The 26,379-nt window shown below is 72.6% G+C and carries 22 protein-coding genes; 14 read left to right on the top strand and 8 right to left on the bottom strand.

Going from position 1 to position 26,379, the window contains the following annotated elements:
* Position 1 precedes the first annotated feature (1 nt).
* Positions 2-5,701 (bottom strand): type I polyketide synthase, encoded by a 5,700-nt coding sequence (locus tag BIV23_RS08975; protein ID WP_071380246.1) that lies wholly within the window; start codon positions 5,699-5,701, stop codon positions 2-4.
* Between the two features lie 11 nt (positions 5,702-5,712).
* Complete coding sequence (locus BIV23_RS08970; RefSeq protein ID WP_071380245.1) at positions 5,713-6,012, bottom strand: acyl carrier protein; 300 nt, start codon at positions 6,010-6,012, stop codon at positions 5,713-5,715.
* Positions 6,013-6,173: 161 nt separating this feature from the next.
* On the opposite strand from BIV23_RS08970, the gene BIV23_RS08965 reads away from it, so the two are divergent.
* The 12 genes from BIV23_RS08965 (at position 6,174) to serS (ending at position 18,309) form a co-directional block, all read left to right on the top strand.
* Positions 6,174-7,805 carry an aldehyde dehydrogenase family protein gene (locus BIV23_RS08965; RefSeq protein WP_071380244.1) on the top strand — a complete coding sequence of 544 codons (1,632 nt, stop codon included), beginning with the start codon at positions 6,174-6,176 and terminating at the stop codon, positions 7,803-7,805.
* A 49-nt stretch (positions 7,806-7,854) separates the two neighbouring features.
* A complete protein-coding gene (locus BIV23_RS08960) occupies positions 7,855-8,997 on the top strand; it encodes an acyl-CoA dehydrogenase family protein (RefSeq protein ID WP_071380243.1) in 1,143 nt (380 codons plus the stop codon).
* A gap of 46 nt (positions 8,998-9,043) precedes the next feature.
* Entirely contained in the window at positions 9,044-10,339 is a 1,296-nt protein-coding gene (locus tag BIV23_RS08955) for an aspartate aminotransferase family protein (protein WP_071380242.1), read from the top strand.
* 2 nt (positions 10,340-10,341) lie between these two features.
* Positions 10,342-10,824, top strand: coding sequence for a type II toxin-antitoxin system RatA family toxin (locus tag BIV23_RS08950; protein WP_071380241.1), 483 nt, complete (start codon positions 10,342-10,344; stop codon positions 10,822-10,824).
* 20 nt (positions 10,825-10,844) lie between these two features.
* Positions 10,845-11,396: a hypothetical protein gene (locus BIV23_RS08945; RefSeq protein WP_071380240.1), complete on the top strand. Its 552-nt coding sequence runs from the start codon at positions 10,845-10,847 to the stop codon at positions 11,394-11,396.
* Positions 11,393-11,938 (top strand): flavin reductase family protein, encoded by a 546-nt coding sequence (locus tag BIV23_RS08940; RefSeq protein ID WP_071380239.1) that lies wholly within the window; start codon positions 11,393-11,395, stop codon positions 11,936-11,938. The genes BIV23_RS08945 and BIV23_RS08940 overlap by 4 nt, the downstream gene beginning before the upstream one ends.
* Positions 11,935-12,933: a ferritin family protein gene (locus BIV23_RS08935; RefSeq protein WP_071380238.1), complete on the top strand. Its 999-nt coding sequence runs from the start codon at positions 11,935-11,937 to the stop codon at positions 12,931-12,933. The genes BIV23_RS08940 and BIV23_RS08935 overlap by 4 nt, the downstream gene beginning before the upstream one ends.
* On the top strand, positions 12,930-13,937 hold the full coding sequence (locus tag BIV23_RS08930; protein WP_071380237.1) for a beta-ketoacyl-ACP synthase III: 1,008 nt from the start codon (positions 12,930-12,932) through the stop codon (positions 13,935-13,937). Before BIV23_RS08935 ends, BIV23_RS08930 begins: the two co-directional genes overlap by 4 nt.
* 36 nt (positions 13,938-13,973) lie before the next feature.
* Positions 13,974-14,204, top strand: coding sequence for a phosphopantetheine-binding protein (locus BIV23_RS08925; RefSeq protein WP_046422004.1), 231 nt, complete (start codon positions 13,974-13,976; stop codon positions 14,202-14,204).
* Positions 14,204-15,424, top strand: coding sequence for a beta-ketoacyl-[acyl-carrier-protein] synthase family protein (locus BIV23_RS08920; protein WP_071380236.1), 1,221 nt, complete (start codon positions 14,204-14,206; stop codon positions 15,422-15,424). Before BIV23_RS08925 ends, BIV23_RS08920 begins: the two co-directional genes overlap by 1 nt.
* 130 nt (positions 15,425-15,554) lie before the next feature.
* Positions 15,555-17,039: an APC family permease gene (locus tag BIV23_RS08915; protein WP_071380235.1), complete on the top strand. Its 1,485-nt coding sequence runs from the start codon at positions 15,555-15,557 to the stop codon at positions 17,037-17,039.
* Positions 17,032-18,309, top strand: coding sequence for a serine--tRNA ligase (gene serS, locus BIV23_RS08910; protein WP_071380234.1), 1,278 nt, complete (start codon positions 17,032-17,034; stop codon positions 18,307-18,309). The genes BIV23_RS08915 and serS overlap by 8 nt, the downstream gene beginning before the upstream one ends.
* Positions 18,310-18,371: 62 nt before the next feature.
* Here serS and fabI read toward each other — a convergent pair whose 3' ends face one another.
* The 6 genes from fabI to BIV23_RS08885 all read right to left on the bottom strand — a co-directional run bounded on the left by fabI (position 18,372) and on the right by BIV23_RS08885 (position 23,500).
* Positions 18,372-19,139: an enoyl-ACP reductase FabI gene (fabI, locus tag BIV23_RS08905; RefSeq protein ID WP_071380233.1), complete on the bottom strand. Its 768-nt coding sequence runs from the start codon at positions 19,137-19,139 to the stop codon at positions 18,372-18,374.
* The gene (fdxA, locus tag BIV23_RS08900; RefSeq protein ID WP_071380232.1) at positions 19,136-19,465 is read right to left on the bottom strand and encodes a ferredoxin; all 330 of its coding nucleotides are present in this window, start codon (positions 19,463-19,465) and stop codon (positions 19,136-19,138) included. Before fdxA ends, fabI begins: the two co-directional genes overlap by 4 nt.
* A 28-nt stretch (positions 19,466-19,493) precedes the next feature.
* Positions 19,494-20,861 carry an MFS transporter gene (locus tag BIV23_RS08895; RefSeq protein WP_071380231.1) on the bottom strand — a complete coding sequence of 456 codons (1,368 nt, stop codon included), beginning with the start codon at positions 20,859-20,861 and terminating at the stop codon, positions 19,494-19,496.
* Between the two features lie 59 nt (positions 20,862-20,920).
* Positions 20,921-22,045, bottom strand: coding sequence for a fatty acid desaturase family protein (locus BIV23_RS08890; protein WP_071380230.1), 1,125 nt, complete (start codon positions 22,043-22,045; stop codon positions 20,921-20,923).
* 248 nt (positions 22,046-22,293) lie between these two features.
* On the bottom strand, positions 22,294-22,443 hold the full coding sequence (locus BIV23_RS50220) for a hypothetical protein (protein WP_177235375.1): 150 nt from the start codon (positions 22,441-22,443) through the stop codon (positions 22,294-22,296).
* A gap of 37 nt (positions 22,444-22,480) precedes the next feature.
* The gene (locus BIV23_RS08885) at positions 22,481-23,500 is read right to left on the bottom strand and encodes a DUF2156 domain-containing protein (protein WP_071380229.1); all 1,020 of its coding nucleotides are present in this window, start codon (positions 23,498-23,500) and stop codon (positions 22,481-22,483) included.
* A gap of 433 nt (positions 23,501-23,933) precedes the next feature.
* Here BIV23_RS08885 and BIV23_RS08880 point away from each other — a divergent pair, with 433 nt between their 5' ends.
* Together BIV23_RS08880 and BIV23_RS08875 are read left to right on the top strand one after the other, a co-directional pair.
* Positions 23,934-24,719 carry an AfsR/SARP family transcriptional regulator gene (locus BIV23_RS08880; RefSeq protein ID WP_071380228.1) on the top strand — a complete coding sequence of 262 codons (786 nt, stop codon included), beginning with the start codon at positions 23,934-23,936 and terminating at the stop codon, positions 24,717-24,719.
* 110 nt (positions 24,720-24,829) lie between these two features.
* Entirely contained in the window at positions 24,830-26,374 is a 1,545-nt protein-coding gene (locus tag BIV23_RS08875; protein ID WP_071380227.1) for an acyl-CoA carboxylase subunit beta, read from the top strand.
* The last annotated feature ends 5 nt before the right edge of the window (positions 26,375-26,379 follow it).

The raw sequence follows: 26,379 nt of genomic DNA, 5'->3' as shown, positions 1-26,379 counted from the left end.
TTCACGCTGCCGGGGCGAGCTGCCCGTCGAGGAAGCGGGCGAGCGCGCGGACCGTGGGGTGGTCATGGGTGAGGGAGGCCGGCAGGGGCAGCCGGAACGCCTGCTCCAGCGCGGCCTTGACCTGCTGGGCCATCAGGGAGTCCAGGCCCAGCGAGACGAATTCGCACGCCACGTCCAGTTCGTCGGCCTCCTCCAGGTGCAGCACGACGGCGACCCGCTCGCGCACGGCGCAGGTGACGGCGGCGAGGCGTTCGGCCTCGGGCAGCGCGGCGAGGGCCCGCAGGTCGAGGCCGGTGCCGTCCTCGTCGGTGGTGCGCCGGGCGAGCCGGTCGTAGAACAGGTCGCCGGTGACGCTGCCGCGGACGTAGCGGTCCCAGTCGAACTCGCCGACGATCCGCTGGGTGCGCGGGCGTCCCCACAGCCGGGCGAGGGTGTCCAGGGCGCGGGTCGGGGAGAAGAAGCGGACGCCGCTGCGTTCGATCTCCTCGCTGAGGTGCTCCTCCAGCCGGGCCGACATGCCGACCCGGGCCCAGGCGCCCCAGTTGACCGAGAGTCCCGGCACCCCGCGCCGGGCGCGCCACTCGGCGAGCGCGTCGAGGGCGGCGCTGGCGGCGGCGTAGTGGCCCTGGGTGGCGCCGCCGAGGACGGAGGCGATGGAGGAGTAGGTGACGAAGAACTCCAGCTCCGGGAAGGACTCCTCGGCGGCCTCGTGCAGCAGCCAGCCGCCGTAGGCCTTCGCGGCGAGCTGGGCGTCGATCGACTCCCAGGTCAGCTCGGAGATCAGTTTCTTGTCGTAGGAGCCGGCGGCGTGCACGATCCCGCCGAGCGGGTACGGCCCGGCCGCGAGGTGCCGGACGAGTCGCCGTACGTCCTCGGGGCGGGAGACGTCGGCGCGTACGACGTCGATCTCGGCGTCGGCGGCGACGTCGGCGAGGAGTTCGCCGGCCTCCTCGGTGGCCCGGCCGCCGCGGCTGACCAGGGTGAGGTGCCGGGCGCCGAGCGCGGCCAGCTTGCGGGCGGTGACCAGGCCGAGGCCGCCGAGGCCGCCGGTGACGAGGTAGGTGCGGTCGGGGCGCAGTCCGCCCGGGCCGTCCTCGACCGCGTCCCGCCGGTCCTGCGCCGGGTCCTCGGGCAGGGCCACCCAGGTGCGACCGGCCGGGTCGGACAGGGCGGTGCGCAGGGCCTCGCCGGTCTCGTCGAGGCGGAAGCGGGGCGCGGTGGCGTCGGCGCCGGTGGCGTGCACGACGGCGGGGGCGGGCACGGTGAGCGTGGAGCGGAAGGTGCCGTCGTACCGCACGAGGACCTCGTCGCCCGGTGCGAACCCGGTGCCGTCGGCCGCGTCGAGGACCGTGCCGTGTGCCAACTGGCCGAGCAGCGGCGGGGGTTCCTCCTCGCCCGGGCTCTCCTCGGCGCGCTCGGCGCGGCCGGTGTCGAGCGCGGCGCGGGCGTCCTCGGCGGTCAGGCCGACCAGCTGCACCCGGACCTGGACCTCGCCGTCCCCCGGGGCCCGGTCGGTGACCGGTGCGAGGGTCAGGTCGGAGAGGTCGCCGGAGTCGGCGGCGCGCAGTTCGAAGCTTCCGCTCCAGGTGAGGGTGGAGTCACCGGCGAGCAGCCGGCGCACATAGCGGCGGCCGGGGCGGTACGCGACCTGGAACTCGCCGGGCGGCTCGGCCCGCCACTCCTCGGCGAGCGGGGCGAGGCCGCTGCCCGGGGCGAGGTCGACGAGGGTGGCCCGGTACTGCGGGTACTCGGTGAGCAGCACTCGGCCGAAGCCCCACAGGGTGGCGGCGCCGAGGTGTCCGCCGTCGCCGGCCGGGTCGCCGGGCAGCCACTGGGCGCCCTCGGTGACCAGCCAGAGCCGGGGCGGCCGGGCCGCGGCCTCCAACGCGCCGGTCAGGGCGAGGAGTTCGCGGTAGTTGTCCTCGCACTCGGCGCGCAGCCGGTCGGCGGACATGGGCTCCGGGCGCTGCCGCCACAGCCGGCAGACGTCGGTGACGGTCGGGTCCTCCAGGGCCGCTTTGAGGTCGGTGAGGTCGGTCAGCCAGGTGACCTTCAGACCGGGTTCGGCGGCCAGTTCGGCGGCGCGCGCGGCGGAGGGATCGAGCAGGACGACGTGCCGGGCCGGGGCGTGCTGCGCGGCGGCGGGCAGGGCGCGGCGCACCCAGTCGGGGCGGTGCAGGAACTGGCGGCGGCCGGTGCGGCCCTCGGGGCGGGCCATGCGCACGCCGAGCAGCTCGGCGACCGGGTCGCCGTTCTCCAGCAGCAGCACGTCCGCGAGGCGCCGGTCCTGTTCGCCGCGCATCCGGGCGAGGACGCGCAGGTTCTCGCCGCGCGGCTTGCGGAAGTGCCGTACGGCCGCGATCTCGCGCGGCACGAACACCGGGCCCTCGGGGTCGAGGACCACCAGCGCCTGCACGGCGGCCTCCAGCAGTTCGGCGGGCACATGCTCGACGGCGGTGGCGTCACGGCCGGTGAGCTCGCCGGTGACCAGTCCGTCGCCGTGCCGGGCGGCGCGCAGCAGCAGCCGCATGCGGGGGCCCTGGGGGCGGCCGACGGAGGCGAGGTCGGTGTAGATGTCCTCGTCGTCGATCTGCTGCCCGGCCGGCGCCAGCGTGGCGTCCAGCTCGGCCAACTCCGAGACCGGTACGAGGGGTTCGGGGTCGGCGGCGACGACGGCGGTGGCGTGCAGGTTCTCCTCGCCGCCGACGGTCGTGAACACCTCGACCTCGGCGCCGCCGCCGTGCCGGGGGCGCCAGCGGGTGGTGAGCGCGGTCAGGGTCTCGGCGGGCAGCTCCAGCGGGGCGAGCAGTTTCAGCTCGCGCACGGCGGAGCGGGCGTGGCCCTGGACGGCGTCCTGCACGGCGAGCAGCAGGTCGACGTAGGCACCGGCGGGCAGGACGGTACGGCCGCCGTCGGCGAGGTCGGCGAGCGCGCCCAGCTCCTCGGCGGTGAACTCGGCGTTGAACTCCCGTACTCCGCTGGCGAACCGCTCCTCGATGCCGAGCAGCGGGTGGCGGGCGGGGCCGCCGGCGGCGGTGCGGCGCGGGGTGACGGAGGGCAGCCAGTAGCGCTTGCGCTGGAAGGCGTAGGTCGGCAGGTCGACGCGGGCGGGCGCGGGGTGCCCGGTGTGGTAGCCGGTCCAGGAGACGTTCAGGCCGGCCGCGTAGTAGTCGGCGAGCGCGGTGAGGGTGGTCTCGGTCGTGGTGTCCCGGCGGCGCAGGCTGGCCAGCCACAGGTGGTCCTCGACGCTCACGCCGCGCCGGGCGAGGGCGGTCAGCCCGGCCTGCGGGCCGATCTCGACCATGGCGTGGCGGCCGCGCTTGGCGACGGCCCGGATGCCGTCGAGGAAGCGGACGGGCTCGCCGATGTGCCGCACCCAGTAGTCGGGGGTGCCGATCTCGCGGAAGCGGGCGAGGCGTCCGGTGACGTTGGAGACGATGCTGATCTGCGGCTCGTGGAAGGTGATGCCGTCGAGGGCGGCGCGGAAGTCGTCGTAGACCTCGGCCATCAGCGGCGAGTGGAAGGCGTGCGAGACCTTGAGCCGCTCGACGCGGACGCCCCGGCCCGTAAGGATCCCGACGACCTCCTCCAGCGCGGCCGTCGCGCCCGAGATCACCGTCTGGTCGGGGGCGTTGATCCCGGCCAGCGCCAGGTCGTCGTGGCCCTCCAGCAGCGGGGCGACCTCGTCGACGGGGGCGGTGACGGCGGCCATGCCGCCCTCGGTGCGCACGGCCTGCATCAGCCGGGCGCGGGCGGCGACCAGGGTGACCGCGTCGGGCAGGCTGAACAGCCCGGCCACGGCGGCGGCCACCACCTCGCCGATGCTGTGCCCGATGAGCACGTTGGGGCGGGCGCCCCAGGCCAGCCACTGCTGGGCGAGGGCGTACTCCAGGGTGAACAGGGCGGGCTGGGTGTACTCGGTGCGGTCGATCGCCTCGGGGTCGTCGGCGGTGCCGAGCAGTAACGCGCGCACCGAGCGGCCGAGCCGGCCGGCGAAGAGCTCGTCGCACGCCTCCACATGGGCACGGAAGACGGGCAGGGCCGCGTAGAGGGCGGCGCCCATGCCGGCGTACTGGGAGCCCTGGCCGGTGAACAGGAACGCGGTCTTGCGGATGCCCGAGGGCCCCGCGTGCTCGGCCTCGGCGGCGCGGTCCAGGAGCTTCTCCAGCGCCGCCCGGTCGGCGACGGGGGCGGCGATCCGGTACGGGTGGTGGGTGCGTGTGGTGTTGGCGCTGTGGCAGAGCGCGGGGACGGACACCTCGGGCCGCTCGTCCAGCGACTCCCGGTACCGTGCCGCCAGTTCGCGCAGGGCGGCCGCGTTCTTGGCCGACAGGGTGAACAGCGGTGCCGCGCCCGCCGGTTCCGCGGCGGGGGCCGGCTCGGGCGCCGGTTCGGGCGCCTGCTCCAGCACCACCGCGCCGATCGTCCCGGCGAACCCGAAGCTGTTGACGACCGCCCGCCGCACCTCGGCCTCCCAGGGCTCGCAGGCGGTGGGCACGCGCAGCGGGTACAGGTCCCAGGGGATGCGTCCGGAGGGCGTCGTCAGGTTGATGTGCGGGTAGATCGTGCCGGCGCGCAGCTGGAGCACGGTCTTGATGACGCCGACGATGCCGGAGGCGGGCTCCATGTGGCCGAGGTTGGTCTTCGCCGAACCGACCAGCACCGGGCGGTCCTTGGTGTGGGAGTCGACGAACACGTCCCCGATGGCCCCGAACTCGATCGGGTCGCCGAGCGGGGTGCCGGTGCCGTGCGCCTCGACGTAGCTGATGTCCCCGGGCGTCAGCCGGGCCGCGTCGAGCGCGCTGCGGATGACCTTCTCCTGGGCGGGCCCGTTGGGCACGGTCAGCCCGGCGCTGTCGCCGTCCTGGCCGACGGCCGTACCGCGCACCAGGGCGAGGATCCGGTCGCCGTCGCGCTCGGCGTCGGACAGCCGCTTGAGGACGACGATGCCGCAGCCCTCGGCGCGCGCGTAGCCGTCGGCGGACTCGTCGAACGTCTTGCAGCGGCCGTCGGGGGCGAGCATCTGGGCGTTGGAGAACATCACCGGGATGCGCGGGTGGTGCAGGGCGTTGACGCCGCCGCACAGCGCGATGTCGGTCTCGCCGCCGCGCAGGGCCGTGACGGCGAGGTGCAGGGCGACCAGCGAGGAGGAGCAGGCGGTGTCGACGCTCATGCTCGGGCCGCGCCAGCCGAGGAAGTACGACAGCCGCCCGGAGAGCGGGAACATGGTGATGCCGGAGGCCAGATGGCCGTCCAGCTCCTCGTACGGCAGGGAGTCCAGCTCCAGGGCGTAGTCGATGGAGCTGGCGCCGATGTAGACGCCGCCGTTGCCGCGGCGCAGCGGGGCCGGGTCGATGCCGGCGTGCTCCAGCGCCTGCCAGGCGGTCTCCAGCAGCAGCCGCTGCTGGGGGTCCATGTAGCGGGCTTCCTTCGGGGAGATGTTGAAGAAGCCGGCGTCGAACAGGTCGATCCGGTCGAGGAACCCGCCGGCCGAGGCGATGATCTTGCCCTTGTCGTCGGGGCCCTGCGGGGTGAACGCGTCGACGTCCCAGCGGTCCCGGGGGATCGGGCCGATCCCGCTCCCGCCGTCCCGCAGGAAGGCGTCGAACTCGTCGGGCGAGCCGCTGCCGCCGGGGAACCGCAGACCGATTCCGACGATCGCGACCGGCTCGGGCGCCTGCTCTGTCTCCGTACGCGGCATGGAGCGACTCCTCAAGCTTCCTGGATGGCCTGGGTCAGGTGGTCCACGAGATGGGCGATCGTCGGCTCGTTGAAGAGCACGCTGACGTTGATCGACAGGTCCAGGAGCTGCTCCAGGCTCTGCCGTATCTCGGTCAGCCGCAGCGAGGTGAGGCCGAGATCGAAGTAGCTGATGTCGACGGGCAGGTCCTCGGATTCCTCCATGAGGAGAACGGCCCGGAATTTGGCGAGGCAGATCGACTCGATTTCGTCGGCGAGTTCACTGCGCGGAAGGTCGCGCAGGCGCCGGCTCGTGCTGTCGACAGGTGGCATGCGCCAAGGCAAGCAGCGCCGGCTGACACCCCACTGACGGCTTCGCGCAGGCCGGTTGGCCGGATCCGACCGGTCAGCCGGGCGTCAGCGCCGGGTCAGATTCCGCTGCCAGGCTCGGCCTTGCTTCAAGAAATCCACTCGCCATATCCGAAAGGCTGAAGATGCTTCGCGAAGCCGCGCAGGAGGAGAGTGCTGAGGCACCTTCCGGATTGAAGAGCTACGACCTCTACATCGCGGGCAAGGACGTCGCCGGGGACGGCTGGGTCTACACCGTCAGCGGGCGCTCCCTGCTGGAAGACGTGTTCACCAGCGTGAGCCTGAAGCGCTCGCTCGAGCAGGACCCGGAGTCCGAGGCCGCGCAGCACCCCTACGTGGTCGGGCGCTGCGCGATCGCGGACGACTCCGCCATCGACCTGGCCACCCAGGCCGCCGCCGCTGCCGCCCCCGACTGGGCGGCCGTACCGCTGGAGCGGCGGATGCGGCTGGGCACCCGCTTCCGCGAGGAACTGATCAAGCACCAGGACGAGTTCCTGCGCATGCTGGTCGCCGAGTCCCACCCCGTGAAGCTCGCCCGCTGGGAGCTGAGCTGCCTGTTGCAGATCTACGCCCCCGGCTCCCTGCGCTGGTACCTGAAGCAGATGCGGGTGGAGAAGGAGTACAACGGCCGCAAGCTGATCCTGCACCGCCAGCCGGACGGCGTGGTCGCCTTCAACCCGCCGCAGAACGCCCCGCTGCCCAGTGCCGCGCTGTGCGTGCTCGCCCTCATGGCGGGCAACGCGGTGGTGGTCCGGGCGCCGCGCAGCATCGCGCTGTCCACCATGTGGCTGCTGCGGGACGTCGTCGCGCCGCTGCTGGAGGAGGTCGACGCGCCGGCCGGGGTGCTGAACGCGGTGTGCTCCAACCCGAAGCAGACCATGGACCGCTGGATCGCCGACCCGCTGATCAACGACATCTTCTACATCGGCGGCAGCCAGGAGGGCCTGCGCTTCGAGCAGGCCTGTGTGGCGCACGGCAAGAAGCCGATCCTCGAACTCGCCGGCAACGACGGCATCGTGGTGTGGAAGGACGCCGACGTGACGTGGGCGGCCGAGGCGATCACGGAGGCGTTCTACGGCTCCGGACAGATCTGCATGGTTCCCAACTACGTCCTCGTCCACCCCGATATCGCCGACGCGCTGATCGCCGAGGTGCGCGAGCAGGTCAAGGGCATCCGGCCGGGCCTGCCCGAGGAGGAGGACGTGCTGCTGTCGCCGGTGCGGCGCAGCGAGCGGTTCTTCCGGCTGCTGCGCCAGGCCCTCGACAACGGCGCCGAGCTGATCACCGGCGGGCACCGCACCGAGGTCGACGGCACGGTCTCCGAGACGGGCGTCTTCCTGCAGCCGACGGTGGTGCGCGTGGACGGCCTGGACCGGGCCCGCACCTACGACGTGGTCCGCGAGGAGACGTTCTTCCCGCTGGTCCCGATCGTGGTCGCCGAACGCGACAACGACGACGCCCTGCTCGAGGCCTTCCTCCAGTTCGTCAACAGCAACGACTACGGGCTGCGCAACTCCCTGTGGTCCCGCTCCGACCACGTCGTCGAGACCTTCGTGCGCCGCACCGTCAACGGCGGTCTGCTGAAGGTCAACGACTCGCACATCGGCTTCCTGCCGTACCTGCCGAGCCACGGCGGCACCGGCCGCACCGGCGGAGCGTTCGGCGAGGCCAACTACCCGATGCTCAAGACCTCCCACGTGCAGGGAGTCAGCATCGCCCGCGACGTCAGCCCGTACGACGCGGTGTTCGGCGCCTGATCCGCCCGCCTCGCCCGCCCGCCCTCGATGTATTTCTCGGAGGTTCCCCGTGCGTTCCCTCGATGCCGCCCGGTCCGTCTGCGAGCGGTTCCACCCCGGACTGCTCAAGGAGCTGGACCAGATCCCGTACGCCGAGCGGGAGCGGCCCGGCAGCCCGGTGATCGACCTGTTCCGCATCCACGGCGGGGTCGGTCTGCTCATTCCCGAGTCCTACGGCGGCCACGGCGCGTCCCCGCTCGATGCGCTGCGGGTCCAGCTGGCCCTCGGCGCCCTGTCGCCGTCGCTGGTCGCGGCCGTCTCCATGCACCACTTCACGGCCGCCATGCTCTACTCCCTCGCCGTCAAGGACGGCCGGCTCACGCCCGCGCAGACCGAGCTGCTGCACCGGATCGTGCCCGAGCAGCAGGTGATGGCCTCCGGCTGGGCCGAGGGCCGTACCGCGCAGAACATCCTCAAGCCGGCGGTCACCGCGCGCCCGGTGGAGGGCGGGTTCCTGCTGTCCGGGGCGAAGAAGCCGTGCAGCCTGTCCCGTTCGATGAGCCTGCTGACCGCGTCCATCGCCATCCACGGCGAGGACGGCGGCGATCCGGAGCTGGCGCTGGCGATCGTCCCGGCCCGCGCGCCCGGCATGTCGGTGCACCCGTTCTGGGGCAACGACCTGCTGGCCGGCGCGGAGAGCGAGGAGGTCCGGCTGGAGGACGTGTTCGTCCCCGCCGACATGGTCGTACGGGCGGGCGCCGACGACCCGACCCGGCTGGACGACCTCCAGTCCGCCGGGTTCGTGTGGTTCGAGATGCTGATCTCCGCCGGCTACGCGGGCGGTGCGGCCGCGCTGGTGGAACAGGTGCTGGCCCGGGGGCGGGGCCCGGCCGAGGAGCGGGCGGCGCTCGCCGTCGACATGGAGGCCGCGCTGGCCCTGCTGGAGGGCGTGGCCACCGGCACCGGCGAGGAACCCGGCGACGAGGAGTCGGTCGCGCGGGTGCTGGTCGCCCGGTACGCCGTGCAGAGCGCGCTGCCGGACATCGTCGGGCGGGCGCTGGAGCTGCTGGGCGGGCTGGAGTTCATCAACAACCCGGCGAGCGCGCAAGCCGCTGCCGCCACGCGGGCCCTGGCTTTCCACCCGCCGTCGCGTATCGGTGCGGCCGAGCCGCTGCTGGCGTACTTCGGCGGGGGGCCGCTGGTCCTGGCCTGAACACCGATCCGGTCCTGGCCCCGTACACCGATCTTTGGAGAGACACGTGACCGTCATGCAGGAGTCTCCGGCGGCGACCGCAGCCGACTCGGAGGCGGAGATCCTCAACCTCTACCGTGCCCACCTCAGCAAGGGCCGGGCCACGCTCGCCGAGTTGTTCGGGAGCCATATGGAGACGGCGTCCGAGGGCGCCTGGCTCACCACCAGTGACGGTGAGCGGTTCCTGAACGCGGGCGGGTACGGCGTGTTCATCATGGGCGCCCGGCACCCGATCGTCATGGAGGAGGTGGAGCGCCAGCTGCGCACCCACCCCACCGCGACCCGCATCCTGCTGGAGCCGACGGTGGCGCGCGCCGCGGAGGCGCTGGTCTCCGTCCTGCCGGAGGGCCTGGACCGCGTGCACTTCGCGCTGTCCGGGGCGGAGGCCGTGGAGACCGGGCTGAAGCTGGCCCGCGCGGGCGGCCGCAAGCGCACGGTCTCGATGCGCGGCGGCTACCACGGCAAGACGCTGGGCGCCCTGTCGGCGACCGCGAAGGACGTCTACCAGGCGCCGTTCCGCCCGCTCGTCCCCGACTTCCAGCACCTGCCGTACGGCGACGCCGACGCCCTGGAGGCCGAGCTGAAGGCCCACCCGGGCGAGGTGTGCGTGATCCTGGAGCCGGTCCAGGGCGAGGGCGGCGTCATCATCCCGCCGAAGGGCTATCTCAAGCGGGTCGAGCAACTGGTCCGCGAGTACGACGGGTTCCTCATCCTCGACGAGGTGCAGTCCGGGTTCGGGCGGCTCGGCGAGTGGTGGGGCGCCGACATCGAGGGCGTCGTCCCGGACGTCCTGCTCACCGGCAAGGCGCTCGGCGGTGGGGTCATGCCGGTCTCGGCGGCCGTCGCCACCCGCGAGGCGTTCCGCCCCTTCGACAAGGACCCCTACGTCCACACCGCCACCTTCTCCGGACAGCCGGTGCTGATGGCCGCGGTGCAGGGCGCGATCCGGGCCGTGAAGGAGGAACGCCTGGTCACCCGGGCCATGGACCTCGGCTCCCGGCTGCTGCCGCGGATCACGGAGGTCGCCCGGCGCAACATCCCCGAACTGGTCGTGGACGTGCGCGGCCGGGGGCTGCTCATCGGTGTGGAGCTGGTCGAGGCGGGCCTCGCCGGCGAGCTGCTGATCGAGCTGTTCAACCACGGCGTGGTCGCCAACCACTCCATGAACGGCAGCTCGGTGGTGCGGTTCACGCCGCCCGCCGTGCTGGACGACACCGACGTGGACTTCCTCGTCAACTCCTTCGACCTGGCCACCCGTGACCTGATCAAGGGCGCGGCCACAATGCCGGAAGGCGGTAACTGATCGTGCGGCACGTCGAACTCGATGCCCTGATACCCGCGGAGCAGGCGGAAACGGTCCTGCACGCCGTACGGCGCTGGGAGAAGTACCCGGACCTCGCGCCCCACGTCAACGCGACCACCGTGCACGCCTCCTACCCCGACCCGCGGGCCTCCTCCAGCTGGGAGCTCCACTTCCGCAGCGGTCTGCTGCGCTGGACCGAGGACGACACGATCGACCCGGCGGCCGGCGAGATCCGCTTCGAGCAGTCCGACGGCGACTTCGACTCCTTCGCCGGGATCTGGTCCGTGCGGCAGGACGGGGACGGCGTCACCGTGCGCTTCGACGCCGACTTCGACTTCGGCATCCCGAGCCTGGAGGGCATCCTCGACCCGATCGCCGAGCGGGTCATCAAGGAGACCGTCGCCTGGGCGCTGACCGGGCTGTTCCCGGGCGTGCGCATCCGGGGCGACGTCGAACTGACCACGCCCGCCGCGGTCGGCGCCTAGCACCCGGCGAGGAGCTGACCATGGACCAGGCGAACCCCTTCGAGACCCCGCGCACCTACTCGCTGCACCGCGCCGAGTACTTGGTGGGCCTCGCCGTCACCACCGGCCTGATCGTCTACCACTTCGGCGACATCCGCTGGCTGCCGGCGCTCGGACTGTTCCTCTACATCGACCTGATCGGCTACATCCCCGGCGCGATCGCCTTCCGCAGGAGCGGCGGGCGGCCGATCCCCAAGGCCTACTACGTCCTCTACAACGTCATGCACAGCCTCGTCACCCAGGGCGCGGTGGCCGCGCTGTGGTGCTGGCTGGTGAAGCCGGAGTGGGCGCTGCTGGTGCTGCCGTTCCATCTGTTCGGCGACCGCGGCCTGTTCGGCAACTTCATGAAGTCCTTCGCGCTGCCCTTCGAACCGGTGCGCCAGGAGGGCTACCTGAAGCTCCTGGACGAGCTGGGCCTGCCGCACCCGAAGCCGGTCGGCCACGCCATGGACCCGGTGCCGGTCGGGCACGTCCCGGCGCGAGGGGCCGTGCGCGAGCCCGGCGCCGTACGCGAGACGGAGGCCGTGCGATGACCACCGCCACGGACGTACGGCGTCGGGTCCGGCAGGACCCGGCCGAGCGCCGCCGGGCCCTGTACCACCTGGCCTCCCCGGTGTCGGTGCTCACCACCGGCCCCGAGGACCGGATGCACGGCACGACGGCCAGCACGGTCACCCTCGTCTCGCGCGAACCCCTGCTCCTCGGCGTCGTGCTGCGCGCGGGCTCGTCCTTCGCCCGGCTGGCCGCCGCCGAGGGCCGGTTCGCGGTCAACGTGCTCGGCGGCGAACAGGCCGACGTGGCACGGCGGTTCGCGGACAGCGCGCGGCCCGACGGCGACGCCGCCTTCGCCGGCCTGGCCTGGACGGCGGACCGGTACGCGCACGCCCCGCTGATCGCGGGCGCGCTCGCGCACTACGTGTGCCGTTTCCACTCCGCCCACCCGGCGGGCGACGGCGAGCTGCTGCTCGGCCACGTCGTACGCGCCACGGCGGACGACGCGCTCCCCCTGCTCTCCTACGCCGGCGGGCTGTACGCCGGCTCCCTGCGTCCGGCGAAGGAGGCCGTCGCCTCATGACCGCACCCGTAGCCCGCGAGGCCGACTGGGACAAGGCGCCCGGTCTGCTGGACGGCGCGAAGGAACTCACCCTCGGCCCCGAGGAGTGCGACCTCGCCTACTGGATCACCTCCGTCGCCCAGGGCACCCTGCGCGAGCGCGGGGCGAGTGGCCACCACGCGAACGCGCTCACGCCCGACTTCCTGAAGGCGCCCGGCCCGCTGCGCGAGGCCCTGGTGCTGGAGTTCGGCTTCCGGGCCCTGGCGGAGGAGCTGGCCACCCGGCTGCTCGGCCACTACGTCTCCATCGCGCCCGGCATCCCCGAAATGGAGTTCTACGCCACCCAGTTGCTCGACGAGGCCCGTCACGCGCGCGTCTTCCGGCAGCACCTGGTGGAGCTGGGCATCCCGCAGAAGACCCTGCTGCGGGACGTCGAGGAGATGGCCCGGGACTACCGCAAGCGGGTCCTGGACCCGGTGGTGGACTTCACCCTGGACATCGTCCGCGACCGGGCCGACTTCCCCGGCGGGGTCGCCGTGTTCGCCATCATCATCGAGGGCGTGCTCGCCCCGGCCGCCGAGCTGAGCGAGCGCAAGTGGACCCCGCTGTCCCCCGCGACCGGCGAGATCTCGCGCGGCACCGCCATCGACGAGATCCGGCACCTGACGGTGGCCAGCACCATCCTGCGCGACCACGTCGCCGAACACCCCGCGTACAAGCCGCGGTTGCTGGAGATCCTGCGCGCGGGCGTGAAGCTGTGGGACGAGATCCCGGACCGGGAGTTCGTCATCCACCGCGAGGACCTGTTCCAGCAGGGCATGCACGAGCACGCGGACCTGATCGGCGACTACGAGATCTGGCCGGGCGTGCGGCTGCTCGACACCACCGCCGTGCAGCGCTACGACATGGCGGAGCGGTGGACCGACGAGATGGCCGAGGTCCGCATGGCCTACATGGGCCTGCCCGTCGAGGTCCTCGCCTCCGAGAACCCGGAGCACCCGGAGAGCGGCGCATGAGCACCGGGCGGGCCGCGGTCGTCGCGGGCATCGGGTCGTACGTCCCGCCCAACCTGGTGACCAACGACGACCTGACGGCCCGGCTGGACACCTCCGACGCCTGGATCCGCTCCCGTACCGGGATCGCCGAGCGGTACGTCGTCTCGCCGGGCACCTCCACCGGGGACCTGGCGGTGGAGGCGGGCCTGCGGGCTCTGAAGTCGGCCGGGGACGAGCGGGTCGGGGCGGTGGTGCTGGCCACCACCACCCCGGACCAGCCGTGCCCCGGGACCGCGCCGCAGGTGGCCGCCCGCCTCGGCCTCGGCGGGGTGCCGGCGTTCGACGTGGCGGCCGTCTGCTCCGGCTTCCTGTACGGCCTCGCCTCGGCCGCCGGGCTGATCGCGGCCCGGATCGCGGACAGCGTGCTGCTGATCGCGGCCGACGCCTTCACGACGATCATCAACCCGCAGGACCGTACGACCGCGGTGATCTTCGCGGACGGCGCCGGCGCGGTGGTGCTGCGGGCCGGCTCGGCCGCCGAGCCCGGGGCGATCGGCCCGCTGGTGCTCGGCAGCGACGGCGAGCTGAGCCATCTGATCGAGGTGCCGGCGGGCGGCTCGCGGCAGCGGTCGAGCGACCGTCCCGTGGCCCCGGAGGACCACTACTTCCAGATGCTCGGCCGGGACACCTACCGGCACGCGGTGGAGCGGATGACCGCCGCGTCCGCCGAGGCCGCCGAGCGGGCCGGCTGGTCCCTCGACGACGTCGACCGGTTCGCGGCCCACCAGGCCAACGCCCGGATCCTGGACGCCGTCTCGGACCGGCTCGGCATCCCCGGGGAGCGGCGGCTGAGCAACATCGCCCGGGTCGGCAACACCGGCGCCGCGTCCCTGCCGCTGCTGCTCGCCGAGGCCACCGCGGACGGCATGCTCCGGGCCGGCCACCGGGTGCTGCTCACCGCGTTCGGCGGCGGCCTGTCCTGGGGAGCTGCGACCGTCCACTGGCCGGAGCTGCAGACCATCTGACCGACGCTCACTTCTTGACTCTCGAAAGGAACCGTCATGCTGGAGCAGCTCAAGGAAATCCTGTCCAACAAACTGAAGGTGTCGCCCGAGGCCATCACCCCGGAGGCCACCCGGGAGGACATCGAGCTGGACTCGCTGGCCGTGGTGGAGCTGTCGCTGCTGCTGAAGTCCGAGCTGGACCTGGACATCAGCGACGACGACCTCCTGGAGGCCGAGACCGTGGCGGACATGGTCCGGCTGATGGAGGAGCGGAGCGCGAAGGTCTGATGGCCGGTATGGACATCGCCGTCACCGGGCTCGGCCTGGTCACCCCGGGCGGGATCGGGGTCGGGCCGAGCTGGGCGGCGGTCTGCGACGGCAGGCCGGCCGCCGCCCTCGATCCGGTACTGGCGGACAATCCCGTACAGATCTCCTGCCGGGTGCCCGGCTTCGACCCCGAGATCCTGCTGAGCGCGCGGCGCGCGCACCGACTCGACCGGTTCGTGCAGTTCGCGCTGGTCGCCGCGCACGAGGCGGTGGCCGACGCGGGGCTCGATCCGCAGACCTGGGACGGCGCGCGGGTGGGTGTGGTGCTGGGCTGCGCCGACGGCGGTCCGGGCACGGTCGAGGACCAGCACCAGGTGCTGCGCGAGCAGGGCGCCGGCCGGGTGTCGCCGCTCCTGCTGCCCATGCAGCTGCCGAACATGCTGGCCGGTCAGACGGCCATCGAGTTCGGGGCCACGGGTCCGAACCTGGTGGTGGCCACCGCGTGCGCGTCCGGCGCGACGGCCATCGGCACGGCGCGGGACCTGCTGGCGCTCGGCCGCTGCGACATCGTGCTCGCCGGAGGCAGCGAGGCCATGGTCACCCCGCTGGTCATGGCCGGCTTCGCTCAGATGGGCGCGCTGTCGAAGCGGCACGACGACCCCGCGTCCGCGTCCCGGCCGTTCGACTCCGACCGGGACGGGTTCGTCGCGGGCGAGGGCGCCGGGATCCTCGTGATGGAACGGGTGGCCGACGCCCGTGCCCGCGGCGCCCATGTGCACGGCCGGATCATCGGCTACGGCGCCACGGCCGACGCGCACCACATGACGTCGCCGCATCCCGACGGCGCCGGGATCGAGGCGGCGGTGCGGGCGGCGCTCGCGGACGCGGGTGCCGACCCGGACGACGTGCAGCACGTGAACGCCCACGGCACGTCGACGCCGCTCAACGATCTGTCCGAGGCTCGCATGATCCAGCGGACCCTGCGCGGGGATCCGCTGGTCACATCCACGAAGGGGGTGACCGGGCATCTGCTGGGCGCCGCGGGGGCGGTCGAGGCCGCGTTCGCCGTGCTCAGCGTGGAGCACGAACTGATTCCGCCCGTCGCCAACTTGGTCATGCCCGATCCCCGGATCGAGATCAAGCTGGCCCAGACGCTGACCGAGATGCCGATCGATCTCGCTCTGAGCACCTCGCTGGGTTTCGGCGGGCAGAACACGGCACTGGCGATCGCCCCTGCCTGAGCCCGCCCCACGACAGCCGTCCGTAGCGAAGCTTTTGCGGGCGGCTGTTCCCCGTTCTCCGTGTTCTCGGCGTTCGCCACGTCCTCGGCGTTCGCCGCGTTCTCCCCGTCCTCCCTGCTCTGGAGTCCCCATGTCCACCACCACGTCCGCCAACGGTTCTCCCTCCCCGCCCGGACGGCTCGGCACCGGGCACATCCTCTTCCTCATCGTCGCGGCCGCCGCCCCGCTGTCCGCGATGGTCGGTACCGTGCCGCTCGCGTTCGCCTTCGGCGACGGGCCGGGGGTGCCGGCGGCGTTCCTGTTCGCCGGGGTCACCCTGCTGTGCTTCTCGGTGGGGTACGCGGTCAGCGCCCGGCGCACCGGCGGCTCCGGCGGCTTCTACGCATCGGTCGCCGACGGGCTCGGGCGCCCGCCCGCCGTCGCGGCCGGGTATGTGGCGCTGCTGTCGTACAACTGCGCCACCGTCGGGCTCGCCGGTGCGCTCGGATACTTCACCCAACTCGTCCTCGCCGCACATGGGTTGACGGTCTCCTGGGAGTGGTGCGCGGCCGTCGGGCTGGTGCTGACCGCGGTGCTCGGGTACCGGGAGATCGCGCTCAGCGCCCGGGTGCTGGCCCTGCTGATGCTGGGCGAGATCGGCGTGCTGGCCGCGCTGGACATCGCGATCCTCGCCCGGCACGGGCTGCACGCCCTGCCCGCCGCCTCCTTCTCGCCGCATGTCGCGGCCGGGCACGGGGCCGGGGTCTCGCTGATGTTCGCCTTCGTCTCCTTCATCGGCTTCGAGTCGGCGGCGCTGTACGGCAAGGAGGCCAAGGACCCGCGCCGCAGCGTGCCCCGGGCCACCTACGCGGCCGTCGTGCTGATCGCCGGTTTCTACGCGCTGACCAGCTGGCTGGCGGTGGGCGCGGTCGGCACCGGGCGGGTGCGGGAGGTCGCGGGCAAGGAGATGGGCGACCTGTTCTTCTCCCTCGGTGACGACTTCCTCGGCAAGGCCGGCAGCACCGGGCTCCAGGTGCTGCTGTGCACCAGCCTGTTCGCGGCGACGCTGGCCCTGCACAGCGCCGCCAACCGGTACGCCCAGGTCCTCGCCGAGGACGGACTGCTGCCCGGCGCCCTCGCCGCCGAGCACCCGAGGCACCGCTCCCCGCACCGGGCGAGTCTCGCGCAGAGCGCGCTGACCGCGCTGGTCGTGGGCGCCTTCGCCGTCGCCGGACTCGACCCGTACGCCGACCTGACGACCAGCATGCTCGGTCTCGGCACCCTCGGCATCGTCGCCCTCCAGGCGCTGGCCGCGCTGTCCGTGCTCGGCCTGCGGGTGCGCGGCGAGGGGCAGGGGCACTGGTGGCGGACGGCGCTCGCCCCGCTGCTCGGCTTCGCCGGGCTCGCCGCCTCGGTGTGGCTGGTCGTCGGCAACTTCGACATGCTCACCGGTTCGCCGTCCACGGTGGTCGCCGCGCTGCCCTGGCTGCTGCCGCTGGTCGCGCTCGGCGGGCTGGTGTACGCGGCCCGGCTGCGCGCCGCACACCCGCTGCGCTACCGGCAGCTCGGCACCCGGCACCTCGACTCCCCCGCCCCCGCGCCCTCCCCCGCCCTGACAGGAGACCGCCATGCATGACGCACACGAGCTGATCGAGGCGGGCCCCGACGCCGTACGGCGCCTGGCCCGCCGCCGTCACGACCTCGACCTGACCGCCCTGAGCGACGCCCTGCGCGCCCGCACCGCGACCCAGGCCGAGGTCAACCGGCTGCGCACGGAGCTGAACCGCACCGCCAAGGCCCGCCGCTCCGGCCCGCCCACCGAGGCCGAGAAGGAGGCGGCGCGGGCCCTGCGGGCCGAGGTGCAGCGGGCGGAGACCGCCGCCCGCGCGGCCGCGGGCGCGCTGTGCGAGCTGCTGCTGTCCATCCCCAATCTGCCGCTGGACGCGGTCCCGGACGGCGACTCCGAGAAGGAGGCCGTGGAGATACGGCGCGGCGGGCCCGCACCGCGTCCGGTGGCGGGGGCCCGCCATCACGCCGAGATCGGTGAGGCGCTCGGCATCCTCGACTCCCCCGCGGCCGCGAAGCTCTCCGGCGCCCGGTTCAGTGTGGCCCGGGGCGCGGGGGCACGGCTGGAGCGGGCCCTCGGTGACTTCTTCCTCGACCTGCACACCCGTGAGCACGGCTACACCGAGCAGTCCGTGCCGTTCCTGGTCGGCCGCGACACCATGACCGGCACCGGGCAACTGCCCAAGTTCGAGGAGGACTTGTTCCGCACCCAGGTCGGCGAGCGGGAGCTGTTCCTGATCCCGACGGCGGAGGTGCCGCTGACCAACCTGGTGGCCGGCGAACTGCTGGACGCCCGCGGCCTGCCGTACGCCTTCACCGCGCGCACCCCCTGCTTCCGCGCGGAGGCGGGGGCGTACGGCCGGGACACCCGGGGGGTGCTCAGGCTGCACCAGTTCGAGAAGGTGGAGCTGGTGCGGATCTGCGCGCCGGAGCAGGCACAGGAACAGCTGGAGCTGATGGTCGGCCAGGCCGAGGAGTGCCTGCGCCGGCTCGAACTGTCCTTCCGCACCGTGCTGTTGCCCGCGGGCGACATGGGCTTCTCGGCACGGATGACGTACGACATCGAGGTGTGGCTGCCGGGCGGCGGCGCCTACCGGGAGATCTCCTCGGTCTCCGACTGCGGCACCTTCCAGGCCCGCCGGGCCGACATCCGGGTCAAGCGGGCCGACGGCCGCAAGACGCCGGCGGCCACGCTGAACGGTTCGGCCCTGCCGATCGGCCGCACGGTGGCCGCGCTGCTGGAGCAGGGGCAGCAGGAGGACGGCTCGGTGGTGCTGCCTCAGGCGCTGGTGCCGTACACCGGGTTCCGGCGCATCCTGCCGGGCGGCGGGACCGAGTAGCGCACATCAGGAGAAGGGGGCGGGAGTCGAAAGCGACTCCCGCCCCCTTCGGCGCGCGGTGCTCAGGCGCCCGTCATGTGCACCCCGCCGTCGACGTGGACGATCTCGCCGGTGGTGCGCGGGAAGAAGTCCGACAGCAGGGCGACGACCCCGCGGGCGGCCGGGCCGGGGTCGGTGAGGTCCCAGCCGACCGGGGCGCGGCCGGTGGTCCAGACGTCGGCCAGTTCGGCGAAGCCGGGGATGGATCTGGCGGCCATGGAGCGCAGGGGGCCGGCCGCGACCAGGTTGCAGCGGATGCCGCGGCTGCCGAGGTCGCGGGCGAGATAGCGGCTGGTGGACTCGAGGGCGGCCTTCGCGACGCCCATCCAGTCGTAGTGCGGCCAGGCCACGCCCGCGTCGAAGGTGAGGCCGACGACCGAGCCGCCGCGCCGCTCCAGCAGCGGCAGACAGGCGGTGGTGAGGGACTTCAGGGAGTACGCCGAGACCTGCACGGCCGTCGCGACGTCGGCCCAGGTGCCGTCGAGGAAGGAGAAGGCGCCCCGGGGTCCGTAGGCGATGGAGTGGACGACGCCGTCGAGGGAGTCGGTGTGCGCGCCGATCCGCTCGGCGAGGGTGTCGAGGTGGTCCTGGTCGGTGACGTCCAGCTCGATGACCGGGGCGGACCTCGGCAGCTTGTCCGCGAACCGCTCGATCAGGGAGAGCCGGCCGAAGCCGGTGAGCAGCACCTCGGCGCCCTCCTCCTGGGCGATGCGGGCCACGTGGAAGGCGATGGAGGCGTCCGTGACCAGGCCGGTGACCAGGACGCGCTTGCCGGCGAGCAGGCCGCTCACGCCACCGACACCCCCTCGGGCAGCCCGCCGACCAGCGGCGAGTCATGGTCCTGGGGGCCGATCGCGCTGCCGCCGCCGGGCGAGCCGAGGCCCGTGAAGAAGGCGGCGTTGGAGGCCGCGTGGTCGCCGCCCCACTCCGCGGGCACGTCGTCCTCGAAGTAGATGGCGTCGACGGGGCAGACCGGTTCGCAGGCTCCGCAGTCCACGCATTCGTCCGGGTGGATGTAGAGGGCGCGGCGGCCTTCGTAGATGCAGTCGACGGGGCATTCGTCGATGCAGGAGCGGTCCTTGACGTCGACGCAGGGCAGTCCGATGACGTAGGCCATGCTCAACTCCTTGTGCAGATGGATGGGTTCAGTCGACGGGGCGGCCGGTGGTGCGTTCGCCGAGGGTCAGCACGGTGAGGGCGAGGACGGCCATGGCGGCGGCGATGACGCCGAACAGCGCGCCGGGCCCGTGGGCGTCGAGGACCGGCAGCAGCGCGAACGGCAGGGCGCCGGCGCTGAGTTTGGACAGCGAGTAGGCGGCGCCCGCGGCGGTGGCCCGGATCACGGTCGGGTACTGCTCGGAGAGATAGACGTGCGAGACGCTGGAGAAGACGTTGCTGCACAGGGTGTAGGCGAAGCCGCAGACCACCACCAGGGCGGCCGAGCCCGCACAGGCGAAGCCGAGTCCCGCGACCACCATCGCGGCCGACGACAGGGCGATCAGGGTGCGGCGCTCGACCCGGTCCACGACGGGCAGGGCGAGCGCCGAGCCCACGGGATACCCGAGGAAGGACAGCGCCGTGAAGCCGAGCCCGGCGACGATCCCGTACCCCTTGGCGGCGACGATCTGCGGCGCGAGCGTGCCGAAGCCGTAGTACCCGACGACCGAGAGCACGGAGAAGAGCCAGAGGACGAGGGTGCGCCGCCGCAGGCCGGGGCCGAGGATGTCCCGGAGTGTGGACGCGTGCGCGGGGGGCTCGGGCCGTGTCTCGGGTGGGGTGAGGAGCAGGCCGCGGCCGGCCGCCTCCGCCTCCATGCCGGACACCAACGACTCCGCCTCGGCGGCGCGGCCGTTCACCGCGAGCCACCGCGGCGACTCGATCAGTCCGCGCCGCAGCACCCACACCACGGCGGAGCCGACCGCGCCGAGCACGAACAGCCAGCGCCAGCCCGCCACGCCGAGCGGGGTGCGCGGGACCAGCCACAGCGCGGCGAAGCCCACCGCGGGGACCCCGCAGAAGGCGAGGGTGTAGGCGCCGGAGATGAACCGGCCGCGCCGGCCGGCCGGCAGTACGTCGGCCAGGTAGCAGTCGGACAGGGCCTGTTCGGCGCCGATGCCGAGGCCGGCGAGGAAGCGGGTGCCGATCAGCCAGGCGGCGTTCGGGGCGAGGGCGCCGAGCAGTGAGAACGCCGAGTAGAGGGCGAGGTTGACGAGGAAGGCCCGGCGCCGGCCGAATCGGTCGGCGATCCGGCCGAGCGTCAGGGAACCGAGGAACTGGCCGAGGAATCCCGAGGCCAGGACCAGCTTGAGCGAGGTCGCGCCGAAGCCGAAGTCGCTCTGGAGCACCTTGCCGAGGGTGCCGGACAGGTTGTTCTCGAAGGTGTCGAAGAACAGGCCGACACCGATGACGGCCGTGAGTCTGCGGTGCAGCGGGAGGATCGGCAGCCGGTCCAGCCGGGCGCCGATCGTGGCGGGAGCGGTGACGTCGCCCGCCGCCGCGGTGGTCTGGGACATGGATCGTGCTCCTTGGGGCGGGCGGACGTCGGGACGGCCCGGCGGACGCGGGCCGGGGCTCAGGCGACCCGGGCAGCCTCGGCGGCCTCGGCCGCCGCTGCCTGGCGGCGGATCTGCTCCGCGACGTCACCGCGGCGCACGGGCGCGCTGACCTCGTGCAGGTAGGAGGCGACCTCGCGGTACGAGGCCCAGAACCCGACCTCGTGGTACGGCACTCCGCGCTCGGCGCAGTACTGCATGGTGAGTTCGCGGGCGCGCGGCAGGCTCTTCTGCGGCATGGCCGGGAACAGGTGGTGCTCGACCTGGTAGTTGAGGCCGCCGTAGAGGAAGTCGACGAGCAGGCTGGGCCGGATGTTGCGGGAGGTCAGGACCTGGCGCTCCAGCCAGTCCAGGGTCTCCTCCTCGCCGTCGCGGATCTGCATGCCCTTGTGGTTCGGGGCGAAGATCATCCCGAAGTAGACGCCGAGGGCGGCGTGCTGGACGACGACGAACGCGACCGCGAGCGCCGGGGACAGGACGGTGAGGACGAGGCCGAGGTAGACGGCGGTGCGCAGCAGGATCAGGGAGGTCTCCAGCGCGGGCCGCTTCGTCTTGCCCTGGACGATGGACAGGACGGCCGTCTTCAGCATCTTGAAGCCCTCGAGCACGAGCAGCACGAAGAACAGCACGCTCTGGTAGCGCACGACGAGCTTCTGGGTGCCCTTGCGGGAGGGGTACTGCTTGATGTCGAAGATGGCGGTGCGCCGGCCGATGTCCGGGTCCATGTCCAGGTGGTTGGGGTTGGAGTGGTGCCGGTTGTGGTGGTTGACCCACCAGCCGTAGCTGACCCCGTTGACCAGGTTGGCGTGCACATAGCCGACCGCGGAGGCGGCCTTCTTGCTGCGGAACATCGCCTTGTGGCCGGCGTCGTGCCACATGAACGCCGACTGGCCGCCGCACAGGCCCATCCACAGGGCCGTGGCGAGCTGCCACCAGGAGTCGCCCAGTTCGAAGAAGGCGGCGAACCCGATCAGCAGCAGGAGGGTGTTGAGGGCGAGCTTGCCCACGTAGTAGCGCGGGTCGAGGTCGAGCAGTCCCTCGGCCTTGACCCGTTTGAGCAGTTCGGCGAAGGTCGCCGAGGCGCCGGGGCGGGCTGTGGCCGCGGAGGCGGGGGCCCCGGCCGTCTGTATGTGCGGACGCTGCATGCGTTGCTCTCCTTGGGAGAAGTGCCCGGATCGGGCGGCGGCGCCGCGGCCGGGCGGAGCTGCGGGCGCCGCGAGTCGACTTCAGCTCCCGCGCGCGGTCACCGTCGCGGGCGGGGCTCACCCGGCGGACCGGGGCGACGGGAGCACAGTGCGGTGCCCCCGGGCCCGGGCCGCCGGGCGAACGTGTGTCCAGCGTTCCGTGGAGCGCTGATGTGACACTGATGTCCCTCTGATCGCACGTGCCGTGCTCAGGCGGCCGCCTCGGCGCGCAGCCGCTCGTCCAGGGCGCGCACGACGGCGTCGGCGGCCTCGGCGACCTGCTGGTCGTCGGGTGCCCCGATGACGGCCATCAGCTGCTCGACCATGGCGTGCTGGAGTTCCTCGGTGGACTGGCTCATGACTTCTCCTGGTGGGTGATGAGGCTTCGATGTGTCGTCAGAAGGCGTTGCAGGCACGGAAGACGTGCGCGAATCCGGGCAGCGAGGCCTGCGGACCGTCGATGGCGACGTACTCGGGGATGCTCAGGTCAGGGGCCCACTTCTGCTTGTACGACAGCTGCGTCTGCGCCGGGTACAGCGCGGCGCCCTCGGCCCACAGGGCGTGCATCAGCCACTGGAACGCCGGGCTGTGGCCGTCGAGTTCGTGGCTCGCGTCCAGCCCGGTGAAGGGGGTGAACCCGAAGTGCAGCCATGCGACGCCCTCGGCCCGGAACACCTCGATGGCGTGCGCGTTGATGGCCTCCATCAGGCCCGGGGAGCCCTCCGGGATGCGGCGGCTGAGGTCGTGCATCCAGCCGGCCCGGCTGCCGTACACCGGGGAGTACGAGATGTAGGCGACCGGGGCGCCGTCGATGGTGCCGACGAAGAGCCGGCGGTGGGCCTGGGCCGGGCCGCCGATCTGGCCGACCAGGAACTCCAGTTGCTGGGCACCGCCCTTGGAGCCGAGCCAGGCCGCGTCGATGGCGGCGATGGCCTCGCGCACGTCGGCGGCGTCGGCCTCCTGGATGGTCAGGCCGTTGCGGTGGGCACGGGAGATCTTGTTGCGCAGCTGCATGAACTTCGTGCCGCGCAGGGTGAATTCGGCCAGGCTCACCGCCCAGGAGGCGCCGACCTGGTTGACGGTGAAGCCGCGCCGGGCGTAGCGCTCGGCGTCGGCGCGCTGGAGCTGGACGCCCACGACGCCGAGCCCCTCGTCCCGGGCGCGCTGCCGGAAGGCGTCGAGGAGGGTGTCGTAGTCCTCCTCGGCGGCGAAGGGGCCGCCGAACTGCACGGCCCAGCGGCCGGTGCGGCGGTAGACGACGACACCGTCCGTGCCCGGGACGGTGAAGACGCTGTTTCCGCTGTTGAGGGTCAGGAACGAACTCGGATTCTCGCTCGCGGTGTGGGTGCGTATCGCGTCCAGAATCCGGCTGTCGGTACTGCTTCCGGCGGTGCTCTCGGTGGTGGTGGCGGTCATTCGCCTACCCCTTTCGGGCGCGTTTTCGCGGCATGGGAGTGTTGCAGGGAGTACAGCACCGCCGGGCCGTCCGGGAAAAGGGCCGTTGGAAATTCATTGCCTTGCGTCAGAACCGTGTCAGCATTCCGTCAGCGCACGGTGTCACTGTGATGGACGTGAACGGCACGGAACACCGGAGCCGGGATCCCGCCCTCCCCACCGTGGTACGCACCACCGCCGGATCGCGATGTCCGAACGCGGGTGAATGAGAATTCACCATTCCGGATTCCAGGAACCGCCGGCCGCCCCCGTCCCGGCGGAAAATCCGCCCCGGCGGGCCGCTGAAGGAAATCGAGGCCCGCCGGGGCGAGGCGTATGCGGTCACCCTTGTCTGCCATCGCAGCACCACATCGGAAAAACCGTCGCCGAGGAATTGTCATCAAGGGGGAAAGACATGCTGAGGTTCTCCGTTCTCGGACCGCTGGAGATACGCACCGACGCGGGCCCGGCGGACGTCCCGGGTGATCTCCAGCGCATCCTGGTGCAGACGCTGCTGGTCAGCGAGGGCCGGCCGGTGTCCGGGGAGAGCCTGGCCGAGGAGATGTGGGGTGAGGCCGCCCCCGACAACCAGGCCAACGCCCTCCAGGCACACATCAGCAGGCTGCGGCGCAGGCTCCGCACGCTGGAGCCGGACCGCGCGGCCTCGCGGGTGACGATCCATCCGGCCGGCTACCGGCTGAGCCTCGGCGAGGGAGAGCTGGACGCGGCCGAGTTCATCCGGGCCGTACGGCAGGCGGAGGGCGCCGGCGCTGCCGACGCGGGCCGCACCGCCAGGCTGCTGGAGGACGCGCTGGCGCTGTGGCGCGGGGCGGTGTTCGGCGGTTTCCCCGGCGGAACGCTGTGCCAGCTGGCGGGCGCCCGCCTGGAGGAGTACCGGATGCGCGCGATGGAGCTGCGCTTCGACGCCGAGTTACGGCTGGGACGGCACGCGGCCGTCCTCGCGGAGCTGGCCGAGGCGCACACCAACCACCCGCTGCGCGAGCGCTTCTGCGAGCAGCTGATGATCGCCCTGTACGGCGCGGGCCGGCAGGCCGACGCCCTCGACGCCTTCCGCCGCATGCGCCGCCGCCTCGACGACGAACTCGGCATCCAGCCCTCCCCCGCGCTGCGCCGCGTCGAGAGCGCGATCCTCGCCCACGACCCCGCCCTGACCAGGGACGCCGATCTCCAACTCGCCTGAGGGACTGCGGCGTTGTCCCGCGTAAGCGGTCCGTCAGCCCCCGGTCAGCCCGCCTTGCCAGGCTGGGCGGACCAGTGGGGTTCCGTCACTTCACGTATGCAGGGGGAGACATGAGGTCCCGCGTCGAGGAACTGGCCGGCCTGCGCGAGAGCGTGCTCGCCGGCCCCAGTGAGAGGGCGACGGCCGCCCAGAGGGCCAAGGGCAAGCTCACCGTGCGCGAGCGGATCGGCCTGCTGCTCGACGCGGACTCGTTCCACGAGGTCGAGCCGCTGCGCCGGCACCGGGCGCAGGGGTTCGGGCTGGAGGCGAAGAAGCCGTACACCGACGGCGTCGTCACCGGCTGGGGCACGGTCGAGGGCCGTACCGTCTTCGTCTACGCCCATGACTTCCGGATCTTCGGCGGCGCCCTGGGCGAGGCCCACGCGGCCAAGATCCACAAGATCATGGACATGGCCCTGGCGGCCGGCGCGCCGCTGGTCTCCCTGAACGACGGTGCGGGCGCCCGGATCCAGGAGGGCGTGACCGCACTCGCCGGGTACGGCGGCATCTTCCGCCGCAACACCGCCGCCTCGGGTGTCATCCCGCAGATCAGCGTGATGCTCGGCCCGTGCGCGGGCGGCGCGGCGTACTCGCCCGCCCTCACGGACTTCGTCTTCATGGTCCGCGAGACCTCGCAGATGTTCATCACGGGCCCGGACGTGGTCAAGGCCGTGACCGGCGAGGAGATCAGCCAGAACGGGCTCGGCGGCGCCGACGTGCACGCCGAGACCAGCGGCGTGTGCCACTTCGCCTACGACGACGAGGAGACCTGTCTGGAGGAGGTCCGCTATCTGCTCTCGCTCCTGCCCCGCAACAACCGCGAGAACCCGCCCGCGGTGCCCTGTGACGACCCCGCGGACCGGCGCTGCGCCGCGCTCGCGGACCTGGTGCCGGTGGACGGGAACCGGCCGTACGACATGGCGCGGGTGATCGAGGAGATCGTCGACGACGGCGACTACCTGGAGGTGCACCAGCGCTGGGCGCGCAACATCATCTGCGCGCTGGCCCGGCTCGACGGCCAGGTGGTCGGGATCGTCGCCAACCAACCGCAGTCCCTGGCCGGTGTGCTGGACATCGAGGCGAGTGAAAAGGCCGCGCGCTTCGTCCAGATGTGCGACGCCTTCAGCATCCCGATCGTGACCCTGCTGGACGTGCCGGGCTTCCTGCCGGGCGTCGGCCAGGAGCACGGCGGCATCATCCGGCACGGCGCGAAGCTGCTGTACGCCTACTGCGACGCGACCGTGCCGCGCATCTCGCTCATCCTGCGCAAGGCCTACGGCGGCGCGTACATCGTCATGGACTCCCAGTCGATCGGGGCGGACCTGACGTACGCCTGGCCGACCAACGAGATCGCCGTGATGGGTGCCGAGGGCGCCGCGAACGTCATCTTCCGCCGGCAGATCGCCGAGGCCGACGATCCGCAGGCGCGGCGCGCGGAGCTGGTCAAGGAGTACAAGGCCGAGCTGATGCACCCGTACTACGCGGCCGAACGAGGCCTCGTGGACGACGTGATCGACCCGGCCGACACCCGCGCCGTCCTCATCGGGGCGCTGTCGATGCTGCGCACGAAGCACGCCGAGCGTCCCGCCCGCAAACACGGCAATCCCCCACAGTGACGGAG

Origin of the sequence: Streptomyces monashensis, from assembly GCF_001866665.1 — a bacterium.
Taxonomy (GTDB): Bacteria; Actinomycetota; Actinomycetes; order Streptomycetales; family Streptomycetaceae; genus Streptomyces; species Streptomyces monashensis.
Note: the sequence above shows the minus strand (reverse complement) of the source record. Positions and strands in the feature narration are given on the sequence as shown.

Bases quoted from the DNA above. Each gene is read 5' to 3' on its own strand.
- BIV23_RS08925 (WP_046422004.1), top strand. From the start codon at position 13,974: ATGCTGGAGCAGCTCAAGGAAATCCTGTCCAACAAACTGAAGGTGTCG.
- BIV23_RS08970 (WP_071380245.1), bottom strand. From the start codon at position 6,012: ATGCCACCTGTCGACAGCACGAGCCGGCGCCTGCGCGACCTTCCGCGC.
- BIV23_RS08940 (WP_071380239.1), top strand. From the start codon at position 11,393: ATGACCACCGCCACGGACGTACGGCGTCGGGTCCGGCAGGACCCGGCC.
- BIV23_RS08875 (WP_071380227.1), top strand. From the start codon at position 24,830: ATGAGGTCCCGCGTCGAGGAACTGGCCGGCCTGCGCGAGAGCGTGCTC.
- serS (WP_071380234.1), top strand. From the start codon at position 17,032: ATGCATGACGCACACGAGCTGATCGAGGCGGGCCCCGACGCCGTACGG.
- BIV23_RS08965 (WP_071380244.1), top strand. From the start codon at position 6,174: ATGCTTCGCGAAGCCGCGCAGGAGGAGAGTGCTGAGGCACCTTCCGGA.
- BIV23_RS08945 (WP_071380240.1), top strand. From the start codon at position 10,845: ATGGACCAGGCGAACCCCTTCGAGACCCCGCGCACCTACTCGCTGCAC.
- BIV23_RS08935 (WP_071380238.1), top strand. From the start codon at position 11,935: ATGACCGCACCCGTAGCCCGCGAGGCCGACTGGGACAAGGCGCCCGGT.
- BIV23_RS50220 (WP_177235375.1), bottom strand. From the start codon at position 22,443: ATGAGCCAGTCCACCGAGGAACTCCAGCACGCCATGGTCGAGCAGCTG.
- BIV23_RS08920 (WP_071380236.1), top strand. From the start codon at position 14,204: ATGGCCGGTATGGACATCGCCGTCACCGGGCTCGGCCTGGTCACCCCG.
- BIV23_RS08890 (WP_071380230.1), bottom strand. From the start codon at position 22,045: ATGCAGCGTCCGCACATACAGACGGCCGGGGCCCCCGCCTCCGCGGCC.
- BIV23_RS08975 (WP_071380246.1), bottom strand. From the start codon at position 5,701: ATGCCGCGTACGGAGACAGAGCAGGCGCCCGAGCCGGTCGCGATCGTC.
- BIV23_RS08930 (WP_071380237.1), top strand. From the start codon at position 12,930: ATGAGCACCGGGCGGGCCGCGGTCGTCGCGGGCATCGGGTCGTACGTC.
- fdxA (WP_071380232.1), bottom strand. From the start codon at position 19,465: ATGGCCTACGTCATCGGACTGCCCTGCGTCGACGTCAAGGACCGCTCC.
- BIV23_RS08885 (WP_071380229.1), bottom strand. From the start codon at position 23,500: ATGACCGCCACCACCACCGAGAGCACCGCCGGAAGCAGTACCGACAGC.
- BIV23_RS08895 (WP_071380231.1), bottom strand. From the start codon at position 20,861: ATGTCCCAGACCACCGCGGCGGCGGGCGACGTCACCGCTCCCGCCACG.
- BIV23_RS08915 (WP_071380235.1), top strand. From the start codon at position 15,555: ATGTCCACCACCACGTCCGCCAACGGTTCTCCCTCCCCGCCCGGACGG.
- BIV23_RS08880 (WP_071380228.1), top strand. From the start codon at position 23,934: ATGCTGAGGTTCTCCGTTCTCGGACCGCTGGAGATACGCACCGACGCG.